The organism is Megasphaera stantonii, assembly GCF_025567065.1.
GTDB lineage: Bacteria > Bacillota > Negativicutes > Veillonellales > Megasphaeraceae > Megasphaera > Megasphaera stantonii.
Map to the genome: position 1 here is coordinate 1 of NZ_JAOQKD010000034.1, position 11,457 is coordinate 11,457.

An 11,457-nucleotide genomic window follows, 5' to 3' on the forward strand; every position below is an offset into this window, starting at 1 on the left:
ACTCTGGCGTATTGTTTCGTATCACACTGTTCAGTTTTCAAAGGCCATGCCGTCTCGCGACGACTTGTATATCTTACCAGACTCGTCCGGGCTTGTCAAGCACTTTTTTTGAAGTTCTTTTCAAGCGAACCGGCTATCCGGCCTGCCGCGGCGCCCTGCCGCAACAGCTTGTTTAGTATATCCCCTTTTCGTCCTGTTGTCAAGAGATTTTTCCTACAAAAATGTGTGTTTCGGAAAAACACCTGGTAAACGCCGCATCAGGCCGTCTCGTTTAAATGGCGGCAACAAAAAACGCTAAAGAAATCCAATGGATTTCTTTAGCGAGTCCGTACAAATACAAGCGATTAAACTCCGGCGCCCATCAAGCGGTCAAGCGTATTTTCTGCAAAGTCCCGAGCAAAAGCCCGCGCTTTCTGATCACTTTCTTCTTTATTATCTTCCCGTTCCGTCGGCGTGACATAGGTGCCGACGATTTTGCAGCCCGAAGGAAGGACATCGATGACGGTGCGCAAAATTTTCGCCGAGTCGTCGGAGAAGGGTCCGCTCTGCACTGTGACAAATACGGCGACGTTTTTATTATCCAATTGTTCCAAAGCCTGCGCAGCGCCGGCGTCTACGGCGTCGCCGTCAGCCCAGCAGCCTAAAAAAACGCAGTCGTAGGAGTTGATGTCGGCCGGCATTTCTTCAACGGGCAGGCACGGCGTACCTTCCGGCAGTCCGCTTACGACGTGTTCGGCAATTTTTTTCGTTCTTCCTGTATGAGACGAGTACAATACGATAGATTTCATGATGTGATCACTTCCCTCTTCTTTCTTAAGACGTTCCGCAAAATGATAATGAAATATCATCTTGCCTAAAGTATATTATTGAGGTGTCCTTTTGTCAATATATCTCATCACGTTTTACTCATACATTTTTTGCCAGTTCACAAAGAAAAAAATTCACAACAAGAATTCTTTGCCATTCTTTTCATTCATGACTTCTACGGCCACCATAGCCATCGCTTTAGCCCCTACTAAGGCCTGCATTTTCCCCAGCTCGCCGCCTGCTGCCGCAGCGAATTTCTCCGTATGAGCCGCCGCGTCGTAGCAAATGCAGATCTCCGGCTGACAAGCCCGCGTGACCTGGCTCACGTTGCCTACGTCGCTGGAACCGTCGGCATAATCATCGTCCTTTACATCGAAGGGTTCATGGAGGGCGTTAAAGGCTTCGGCAAAATATACGTTCATTTTGGCATCTTGTATCATATTTTTATACAGCGGCTCATAATGAACCATCGCGACCTCGGCCCCGTGCGCCTGGGCAACAGCTTGAGCCAGCTCGCGAATCTGCGGCAGCATGACCGTTTCTAAATACTGCGCGTCGAGAGCCCGTATTGTAGCCCGCATTACCGCTTTATCGGGGACGATATTGGGCGCGATGCCGCCGTCCGTAATGATAGCGCCGATCAGATGGGTTTCCGTCCATGTCTGTTCCAGGTCTTTCAGCTGCCGATAAAAATCGACAAGGGCATCCAGAGCGTTGATTCCCTCGTATTCCCTGTCGGCAATATGGGCGGCCTTGCCCAAAAAGGTAAATTCCATCGGATGGGAGGCATACGACGTGCCGCCGATGCTGGTCGTATCGGCACAGGGATGAAGAATCACAGCAGCGTCCAATTCATCAAATACGCCCTGGTCGCTCATATACACCTTGCTGCCTTCCGTTTCTTCCGCCGGACAGCCGTATACATGGACAGTCGCGCCGGCGCCGCAGACAGCGGCAAAGGCCAGGGCCGCCCCGACGCTCATAGCTGCGATGAGATTGTGCCCGCATCCATGGCCAATCTCCGGAAGGGCGTCGTACTCCGCTAAAAATCCCATGTGAAACGGCCCGTCTCCCCACGAAGCATGAAAGGCTGTCGGAAACGCTTCGGGCACGACGTCTTCCACCGTAAAGCCGGCGTCGCCCAGTACCTTCCGCAAATAGGACGACGCCAAATATTCGCTGCCGCCCAATTCGGGATGGGCGTGTATGTAGTCGGCAATTTCATAAATTAAGGACTGCAGCTCGTCGACCTTTCGGCAAGCTGCTTCCTTCATCTTCTGCTTATCCATGTCAATCTCCCTTTCTGCTTCAGAATGTCGGCGCAGTAATGGCCAGCTCCGCTCCGTCCGCCGTACTGCGCAGCCAGGCAGTCGCACCGAAGGGAAGCCAGGCGTTATGCCGGCCATGACCGGCAGGAAAGCCCCAAAGGGACGGCTTTCCCCAACGCTGGGCGTATTGGAATACGACTTCCTTTACGGTGAACTCATACTCGCTCTTCTGCGTCGGCTCACAGTGGGCAAAATCGCCGAAGACAAAGGCCGCTGCCCGCTCGGACAATCCTGACTGCTCAAACTGGCACAGCATCCGGTCCAGGGCATAGGCGTCTTCGCCGATTTCTTCCAGCAGCACGACGGCATCCGTGCCGTCCAGCTCATACGGCGTCCCCGTCAGGACCGACAGGAGCATCATGTTGCCGCCGCACAATGGACCGGAAACGCAGCCCGGTACGATAGGCTCCAGCACAGTTCCTTCGGGAAGGGAAAGGGACCGCGCCGAAAAGGGCGACTGCAGCCCCTGGGCAAACTGCTTCCGCGTATAGTCCGACGCCGTATGGCCCAAGGACATGGCCATGGCGCAGTGGACCGTCGCCATGCGGCAGCGCTGCTGAAACGCCGTGTGCAGGGCCGTAATGTCGCTGAACCCCATAAATAATTTAGGATGGGCCGCAATGAAATCATAATCCAGAAGCGGCAGCAGCCGGGCCGCCCCATATCCGCCGCGCAGGCAGAGCACGGCGGACACGCCGTCGTCGCCGAAGGCTTCGTGAATATCCTGCGCCCGCAGCTCATCCGTACCGGCCAAGTAGCCCCAATGCGCGCCGACAGACCGTCCCAGTTTGACGTCATAGCCTAAGGATCGTATGAAATCGATGCCTTCCTGCAAATCGTCGTCCGCCAGGGCAGCCGACGGCGCTACGATGGCAATCGTAGCGCCTGGCCGCAGCGGTTTTGGAAAAGTATACATGCAGTTCATCCTTTCTGATCTTCTAAGTAGGCCCGTTTAAAATCGACGACGCCCAAGGGCGACCAATGATAGCCCTTGACATAGGGCTGTACGACGTAGGGCTGCGTCGTATAGTAAATCGGGATGATGACGCAGTCGTCGAACAAAATTTGTTCGGCTTCATGCATATACTGCCGGCGCAGCGCCGGGTCGTTGGTCTCCTTAGCCGCCTGTACCAGATTATTATATATAACATTATAATAGCGGGCATCGTTATCCCTATCTGCAAACACGTCTAAAAACGTCATCGGGTCGACGTAGTCGGCAATCCACGACGCCCGGGCAATTTGGTAATCGCCTTGGCTGCGCGTCGCCAGGAATACCTTTGATTCCTGATTCGCCAAAAAGACATCGGCTCCCAGCACGTCCTTCCACATGGACTGCATCGCTTCGGCGATGGCCTTGTGCATTTCATTCGTATTGAATAAAATCGTCACCTCCGGCAGCGGATGACTTTCATCATGTCCGGCAGCCTTCAGATAGGCCCTGGCGGCCGCCTCGTCTTCGACGGCTAAATCGCCGCCTTCTTCACGAAAATCGCGACCCGTCTCTTCGTCGGCAATTCCCGGCGGCACCCAGGCGTAGGCCGCTTCCTTCTGAGCCCGCACGACATAGCGCACCAGCTCTTCCCGCCGCACGGCCGCCGCAAAGGCCCGGCGGACGTTCACGTCGTCAAAGGGCGGCTTCTGCACGTTGAATACATAGTAATACGAGCCAAGGTACGGCGCAATCTTATACAGCCCCAGCGCCTCTAATCGTTCCTGTTCCGACGGCGGCGGCTCGACGGTCATATTGGCCTGTCCGCTTTCTACCAGCGTGAGGCGCGTCGCCTGAGAGTCGCTGATGGGAAATTCAAGACGGTCCAAAACGACGGCGCCGGCATCCCAATAGGCGTCGTTTTTCACCATATCGATTTGGCTGGAATGATTCCAAGCCGTAATCTTATAAGGCCCGCTGCACACCATCGTCTCTGCGTCAGCCGCCCACGTATCAGGCCGGGCTTCGACGACGTGCTTCGGCACGGGGTAATAGCAGTGGAAGGCCGTCAAATTGAGAAAGTAGGCCGTCGGGTTCGTCAGCCGCACCTGCAGGGTCTTATCATCCAAGGCAGTGACGCCCACTTCGTCAGCTCGGGCCTGCCGGTTAAAATACGCTTCGGCCTTATCAATGCAGAACAGCATGTAGGCGTTTTCCGAAGCGACGTCCGGATTCAGCACCCGCTTCCACGAGTATTCAATATCCTGGGCCGTAATCGGCGTGCCGTCGCTCCAGCAGATGCCGTCGCGCAGATAAAACGTATATACCTTGCCGTCCGGCGAAATCTGCCACGAAGCGGCCAGGGCCGGCTGCGGCACGTCATGGTCATCTAAGCGGGTCAGCCCCTCGAAAATCTGCAGCTCCACGTTGCTTTCCGGCAGGGCCGTCGTCATCGCCGGGTCCAGGCGCGACGGCTCGGCTTCCAGCACATAGCTTACCGTATCGGGACGGGGCGCAGCCCCGCATCCCCAGCAGGCCAACAACAGCAGCACCAGGCCGACAGCCGCCAATATCCGTTTCATCATAGGCCCTCCTCTGCCACGGCGTGGCAGGCGACGTACCGCTCCGGCCGCACCTTCCGCCACAGGGGCTCTTCCCGGCGGCACAGGTCTGACGCATAGGGACAGCGCGGATGAAATACGCAGCCTGACGGCACGTCGAAGGGCCCGGGAATTTCCCCTTCGACGACGACGCGCCGCTTGTATCCCGGATCGGGACGCGGCACGGCGGAAATCAGCAGCTTCGTATAAGGATGAAGGGGCCGGTGAAACACATCGCCGCCCGGTCCCAGCTCGACGAGGCGTCCTAAATACATGACGCCGATACGGCGGCTGACGTGATGCACCATAGCCAAATCATGGGAAATAAACAAATACGCCAATCCCAGCTCCTGCTGCAGCCGCTTCAGCATATTGACGATCTGCACCTGCACGGATACGTCGAGGGCCGAAATGGGCTCATCGCAGAACACGCATTCCGGCTTCAAGGCCAGGGCGCGGGCGATGCCGACGCGCTGCCGCTGGCCGCCGCTGAATTCATGGGGATAGCGCTGGGCCGCTTCGGCCCGCAAGTCGACCATCTCCAAGAGAGCCTCTACGGTCTTCCGCCGTTCCGACGCCGTAGGGCAAAGGCCGTAGTTCCGCAGGGGTTCACTGATAATATCGCCGACGGTCATACGGGGGTCCAAGGACGAATAGGGGTCCTGAAAAATCATCTGGACGCAGCGCCGGTACGCTTTGGCCGCATCGGCCTCTGCCGTATCCCGTCCCTTATATAATACCTGTCCGCCCGTCTTTTCATACAGTCCCAGTACGGTGCGGGCAAAGGTCGATTTGCCGCAGCCCGATTCGCCGACTAAGCCGACGGTCTCGCCCGGCCGTATAGCCAGCGATACGTCGCGCACAGCCGTCACTACCTTATTCGGCCGTCCCAGCCAGTCCCGGCCTGCGACGAATTGCTTCGTAATATGAACAGCCTCAATCAGATTCACAGGCCTTCCTCCTTTCCGGGCACAGAAGCCAGCATGCCGCGCGATGGCCGCCGCCCAGCTCGTACGGCGGCGGCAGGCTATGCGTACAGATGCGCATAGCCTGCGGGCAGCGGCGATAAAAGCGGCAGCCTGCCGGCATATGGAACAAATCGGGAGCCTGTCCGTCGATGCCCGTCAGCTCCTTGTCCGGCCGGGACGGGTCCGGCAGCGACGCCAGCAGCCCCTGCGTATACGGATGGGCAGGCCGATAAAAAATATCTTCTACAGGCCCCTCCTCGACGACGCAGCCAGCGTACATGACGTACACGCGCCGGCACATCTGGGCGATGACGCCGAGGTTATGGGAAATAAGGACGACGGCCATGTCCAGCTGCTTCTGCAGCTCCTGAATCAGCGCCAATACCTGCGCTTCCGTCGTCACGTCGAGAGCTGTCGTCGGCTCGTCGGCGAAGAGCAGCCGCGGCTCGCCGGCCAAGGCCATGGCGATGAGGCAGCGCTGGCGCATGCCGCCGGACAGCTCATGGGGATATTGGCCCAACCGCTTTTCCGGATTTGTAATCCCGACGGCCCGCAGCAGCGCCAGGGCCCGTTCATCCCGTTCCTTCCGGCGCTTGAATTTCGCCGGGTCCAGGCCTTCGCAAATCTGGCTGCCTATCGTCAGCACCGGATTCAGCGAGGTCATAGGGTCCTGGAATACCATAGCCATCTGCCGGCCCCGCAATGCGTTCATATCCCCCTCGCGCAAGGGCAGTATATCCCGGCCGTCCCAGTAAATATGGCCGTTCGTATATATCGCCGTTTCTTCCGGCAGCAGCTTCATCGCCGACTGGGCCGTAATGGATTTGCCGCAGCCCGATTCGCCGACAATGCCCACGGTCTCGCCGGGGTATACCTGCCATGACACCTCATGCAGCCCTTCGAGGATGCCGCGGTACGTGCGGAACGACACGGACAGCCCATCGATTTCTAATAACGGCTTCATCGGCTACCCTCCTTCTGGTTTTGCGGGTCTAAGGCGTCGCGCAGGCCGTCGCCGAGAAACATGAACCCCAGCATGGTCAGGCTCAGGGCCGCCGCCGGAAAGAACAGCTGGAACGGGAAGGAACGCATGCTGTTGATGCCTTCCGAGGCCAGCACGCCCCAGCTGGCCATGGGAGCCGATACGCCCAGACCGATAAAGCTCAGAAAAGCCTCCGTAAAAATAGCGTCAGGAATAGATAAGGTCAAGGTGACGATGATCGGGCCAACGCAGTTGGGAATCATGTGGCGGCGCAGAATCTGCCACGTCGACGCGCCGCAGGACCGCGCGGCCAGCACGTAATCCTGCTGCTTTAAGCTCAGTATCTGGCCGCGGACGATGCGGGCCATGTTGAGCCAGTACGATATGCCCAAGGCCAGGTAAATATTGAGCAGGCCCGGACGAAATACTACCATGAGCAGGATGACGTACAGCAGCATAGGAATCGAATACAAGACGTCGACAATATGCATCATGATCTGTTCCGTCCGGCCGCCGACCAGGCCGGCGACGCCGCCGTACAAGACGCCGATGCACACGTTGATCAGGCTGGCAACCAGTCCTATAGACAAGGAAATGCGCGCGCCGTACAGGACGCGGACGAACAAATCCCGTCCCAGCGAATCGGTGCCGAACCAGTGTTCCCGCGACGGCCAGGCGTTGGCCATGGCGAAATTCTGTGCGTCGTACGTATACGGCGACAGCCACGGCCCGACGACGGCCAACACGGTCATGACGGCGACGATGGCCATACCCCAGAGGGCCAGCCGATTTTTTTTCATCTGCCGCCAGCCCCGCTCGCGCAGTTTCTGCGGCGGAACGTAGGGCTCCAGGCGCGCTTCCGGCCCGATGGGCTCAAATTCACGAGCGTCCACGGTCATTCCCCCTTACGCGACTTCAAGGCAATCCGCGGGTCCAGCAGCGGATACACCATATCTACCAGTAAATTCATCAGCATGATGAGAAAGCTGTAAAAAATCGTAATCCCCAATATGACCGTATAATCGCGGTTATATATGCTGGTAACAAAATGCCGTCCCAGACCGGGAATAGCGAACATGGACTCGACGATAAAGCTGCCCGTCAGCAAGGCCGCCGCCAAGGGACCGATGTAGCTGACGACCGGCAGCAGGGCGTTGCGCAGGGCATGACGGCACAGGAGAGAGTATTTGCCTGCGCCGCGGGAACGAGCCGTGCGTATATAGTCCTGTCCCAGCGCGTCGAGCACGCTGGAACGGGTCAGGCGCATGACGAAGGCCGTCGGGTGAGCCGCCAGGGCCAACGCCGGTAAGATGACGTAGGACGGCCCCTTCCACATCGCCGCCGGCAGCACGGGCCAGGTAAAGGCAAACAGCTGCACCAGCAGCGCCGCGATGATAAAGCTGGGAACAGATACGCCAAAGGTCGCCCCAAGCATCAGAGCGTAATCGAGCCAGCGGTTCTTGTACCAGGCTGCAGCCAGACCGGCCGCCACGCCGACGCCAACGGCCAGGCACAGGCTGATGCACCCCAAGGCGGCCGATACGGGAAAGGTTTCGGCGATGATGTCGTTCACCGTGCGGCCGGGATATTTATAAGACGGGCCCAAATCCAACACGGCGGCCCGGCCGACGTAATCGGCATACTGCTTCCAGAGCGGGTCGTTCAGATGGTATCGGGCTTCGATGTTTTCCATGACGGCCGGCGGCAACTTCTTTTCCTGCGTAAAGGGGCCGCCCGGTATGGCGTGCATCAGCCCGAAGGTAATCGTAATAATAGCCCACAGCACGACGACGGCGCCAGCTATGCGCTTCAGGAGATATATAATCATGCAGCGTTCCTTCTTTTCAAATCTTGTCCTTCCGCAGGAAAAAGGCGGCGCCATGCCCGCCCGTCGCCATGCGGTGTCTTTATTATATAAGTCCGGCATGAATTCAGCAAGACCATAAGACGGGTCTATCATTTTCCAAAAAGTTGCAGTATAATGAACGTACTCAAATAGATTATTATAAGTATATAAAGAAATATATAGAATGTTCCATATAAAAGAGGCGAATCGATCATGAATTGGAAAGTCTGTTTAGCCATATTAACCTGCAACGTCGTGTTCATGTCTTCCAGCTACACGATGCTCATTCCTTTTCTGCCCATGTATTTGACGCGGGAGCTGGGCGTAGACGCGTCTTCGGTCAATATCTGGTCTGGCGTCGTCTTTTCGTCGACCTTTGCCGTCAGCGCGATCATGGCTCCGATTTGGGGACGCCTGGCCGATAAGAAGGGCAAGCGGCTCATGGCGATCCGTTCCAGCCTGCTGCTGGCGATCAGCTATTTTCTCGGCGGCATCGTCACCTCGCCGCTGCAGCTGACGTTCATGCGCATGTTCCAGGGCTTTGCCGCAGGCCTGTGGCCTATGGAGCTGGCTATTATGACGACGTACGCGCCGCCTAAAAAGCTGGGCATCTGCCTGGGCGTCATGCAGGGCGCCCTGACGGCCGGCGGGGTCATCGGCCCCCTGTTCGGCGGGCTGCTGGCGGAAATCTTCGGCATGCGCATGTCCTTTTTCCTCGCCGCAGGCGCTTTATTCCTAAACTTTCTCATCCTCGTATTCTTCATCAAGGAACCGCCTGACACGGATACGCCGACAGAAACGGCGAAGGCCGCCGCGCCGGCAGAAGAGGGAAGCCTGTGGCATCATCCCCTCATCCGCAACATGCTGATCTTCGCCGTCTTCGTGCAGATGGTCATCCTCATCATCCAGCCCGTCCTGACGACGTACGTAACGGAATTGGCCGGCCATCTGGACAACCTGATCTTCATTTCCGGCCTCGTCTTCTCCCTGGGCGGCTTTGCCAGCGCTGTTTCATCGCCCTTGTGGGGCCGGTTCGGCCAGCACCACGGCTTCCACACGTCGCTGACCTACGCCCTGTTCGCCACGAGCCTCGTATTCTTCCTGCAAGCCGTTCCGGACGACCTCTATTACTTCGCAGCGACGCAATTTGCCATCGGCCTGTTCTTCTCCGGCATTTATCCGTCCATCAACGCGATTTTAGCGGAAAACACGACGGCCCACATGAAAGGCCGCGTCTTCGGCCTCCTCTTTTCGGCTCAGCAGATCGGTTCTATGGCCGGGCCCCTTCTCGGCGGGGTCATTGCGACCTTCGTCGGCATCAAATTCGTCTTCGTCCTAGCCGGCGTCATCGTGCTCATCATGAGCATCTTCGCCCGCCGTCAGCAAAAAATCGCCATGCGGCAATATCACCCATAACGAAAAACATCCCGTAAGCAGTCCGGTATCTGAAGCCGACGTGCCTGCGGGATGTTATTTTTTTGCGTCTTTAGCTGCGTCCTTATCGTGTTTCAAGGAACGTTCGTCCTCTTTGAGCCGTTTGAACTCTTCCCGGTCTTCCTTTTTCGCGCCGCCCCAGCGCAGCACCAGGCCGCCGGTTACGCTCCACGTCTGTCTCATGTCGGAGCCGAAGCGCCGCGTCAGCTCGCCCCAAATCGTATTGCCCTGGCCCATGGTGAAAGACGTGCCGACAGTCATATTGTACCAAGATGACGGCCCCGACCCCAGCGACACGGAAGCCGAATCGCCGCTCTGCACATTCTTCCCTTCTCCATACAGGGGGCCGGTAAAATCACGCTGCACTTCAAACCGGCCGTAGGCCAGCCCCTGATTGCCGCGGATACGATAGGTCTTTCCAGCCATGAGGCCGGCCTTTCCCGTAAGCAGGGTCTGATTCTTCGGCGTATACACCGCCGTCGACCCTACAGACGGCAGATTCATATAGCCGAAGGACACGCCGACCTGGGGCTCCCAAAAGAAGCTGTCCGCTGCAAACTTCGTCTGGTACCAGCGCAGTCCCAGCGCCGGCATCCACGTTCGGTACGCTTCCGACCGGCTCTGACCGGCCTCATCCGTATAGGACAAGTGATTCCGCAGGCTCGTCACCCGAAACACGCCTTCTATGCGGTGTGAGTCTGCGCCCTCCCACGACGTGTACCAGGCCGCGCCGTATTTCTTCATGGCCGACGACGCGCCGCCGTACGATATGCCGCCGGAGTCGTAGCTGCTCAAATACGCGTTCGAAGACCCTGACAAGTAAAACAGCCCCTGCCGCATCGTGCCGCCGCGCCAATTCCACACGCGCCCCGCTTCGTAGCCCAGCTGCATGGAGCTGTAATCCTGGGACAGCGATGCGCTGCCATAGCGGGGAAATACGTCGCTGCGGTAGAAAAACTTTACCGACCAGTCCGAGGCATCCGTCGGTCGCTGCATGCCTTTAAAAGCCGCAAACCGGCTGTCGTCAATGCGCCGCCATATCAAGTCGTCCTCTATGCGGTAGGCGTTGACGGCCCCAATCTGCCCGGCCGCGATGGAATAGGCAGTCTGCCGCCAGTCGCTGGGCTCAGCGGCATGAACAGAAACGGTGAAATTGACAAGAAAGCAAATGACTGCAAGCCCTTTCTTCTCCCACCGCCTAAGCATACTCCATCCTCTCCTTTCACTTCTCATGTAAACGGGACAGCCGACGCTTCGCTCCTGACTGCCTGTCTATTTTTGCAAATAGATAAAAATCGTATCCCCATAGTGAAAGAGATACGATTTTAATTACTCATTATTCATAACACATTAGTTATATATCCTCTTGTTACGTTCATTTTACATCATATACCATTCTTGTCAATATACCTTATGAGTACCATGTCATATTATCAACATACTATTCCTTAAATAAAAACGGTTAATTGTAAAATGAATTTGAACAGGTAATCAAAAAACAAAAATCCATAGTGAAGCTTCATGTTAAAATGGTTTTGCGAGAAATCATCAACAAAGGAG

At 57.0% G+C, this 11,457-nt stretch carries 10 protein-coding genes; 1 reads left to right on the top strand and 9 read right to left on the bottom strand.

Annotation, left to right across the window (positions count from 1 at the left end; all coding sequences use genetic code 11):
* Positions 1-344: 344 nt before the first annotated feature.
* The 8 genes from OCV58_RS11740 to OCV58_RS11775 all read right to left on the bottom strand — a co-directional run bounded on the left by OCV58_RS11740 (position 345) and on the right by OCV58_RS11775 (position 8,445).
* Entirely contained in the window at positions 345-788 is a 444-nt protein-coding gene (locus OCV58_RS11740; protein ID WP_157949754.1) for a flavodoxin family protein, read from the bottom strand.
* A gap of 153 nt (positions 789-941) precedes the next feature.
* Positions 942-2,096 (bottom strand): amidohydrolase, encoded by a 1,155-nt coding sequence (locus OCV58_RS11745; RefSeq protein WP_154877949.1) that lies wholly within the window; start codon positions 2,094-2,096, stop codon positions 942-944.
* Positions 2,097-2,115: 19 nt separating this feature from the next.
* Positions 2,116-3,051 carry a S66 peptidase family protein gene (locus OCV58_RS11750; protein WP_154877950.1) on the bottom strand — a complete coding sequence of 312 codons (936 nt, stop codon included), beginning with the start codon at positions 3,049-3,051 and terminating at the stop codon, positions 2,116-2,118.
* A gap of 5 nt (positions 3,052-3,056) precedes the next feature.
* Positions 3,057-4,649, bottom strand: coding sequence for a peptide ABC transporter substrate-binding protein (locus OCV58_RS11755; protein ID WP_154877955.1), 1,593 nt, complete (start codon positions 4,647-4,649; stop codon positions 3,057-3,059).
* Entirely contained in the window at positions 4,649-5,617 is a 969-nt protein-coding gene (locus OCV58_RS11760) for an ABC transporter ATP-binding protein (RefSeq protein ID WP_087478633.1), read from the bottom strand. Before OCV58_RS11760 ends, OCV58_RS11755 begins: the two co-directional genes overlap by 1 nt.
* Positions 5,604-6,599: an ABC transporter ATP-binding protein gene (locus OCV58_RS11765; RefSeq protein ID WP_154877951.1), complete on the bottom strand. Its 996-nt coding sequence runs from the start codon at positions 6,597-6,599 to the stop codon at positions 5,604-5,606. The genes OCV58_RS11760 and OCV58_RS11765 overlap by 14 nt, the downstream gene beginning before the upstream one ends.
* On the bottom strand, positions 6,596-7,510 hold the full coding sequence (locus OCV58_RS11770; RefSeq protein ID WP_394802428.1) for an ABC transporter permease: 915 nt from the start codon (positions 7,508-7,510) through the stop codon (positions 6,596-6,598). The genes OCV58_RS11765 and OCV58_RS11770 overlap by 4 nt, the downstream gene beginning before the upstream one ends.
* Before the next feature lie 2 nt (positions 7,511-7,512).
* The gene (locus tag OCV58_RS11775; RefSeq protein ID WP_154877953.1) at positions 7,513-8,445 is read right to left on the bottom strand and encodes an ABC transporter permease; all 933 of its coding nucleotides are present in this window, start codon (positions 8,443-8,445) and stop codon (positions 7,513-7,515) included.
* Between the two features lie 231 nt (positions 8,446-8,676).
* On the opposite strand from OCV58_RS11775, the gene OCV58_RS11780 reads away from it, so the two are divergent.
* Entirely contained in the window at positions 8,677-9,879 is a 1,203-nt protein-coding gene (locus OCV58_RS11780) for an MFS transporter (RefSeq protein WP_095630397.1), read from the top strand.
* 54 nt (positions 9,880-9,933) lie between these two features.
* On the opposite strand, the gene OCV58_RS11785 is transcribed toward OCV58_RS11780, so the two are convergent.
* Positions 9,934-11,103 (bottom strand): autotransporter outer membrane beta-barrel domain-containing protein, encoded by a 1,170-nt coding sequence (locus tag OCV58_RS11785; RefSeq protein WP_154877954.1) that lies wholly within the window; start codon positions 11,101-11,103, stop codon positions 9,934-9,936.
* Positions 11,104-11,457 lie beyond the last annotated feature (354 nt).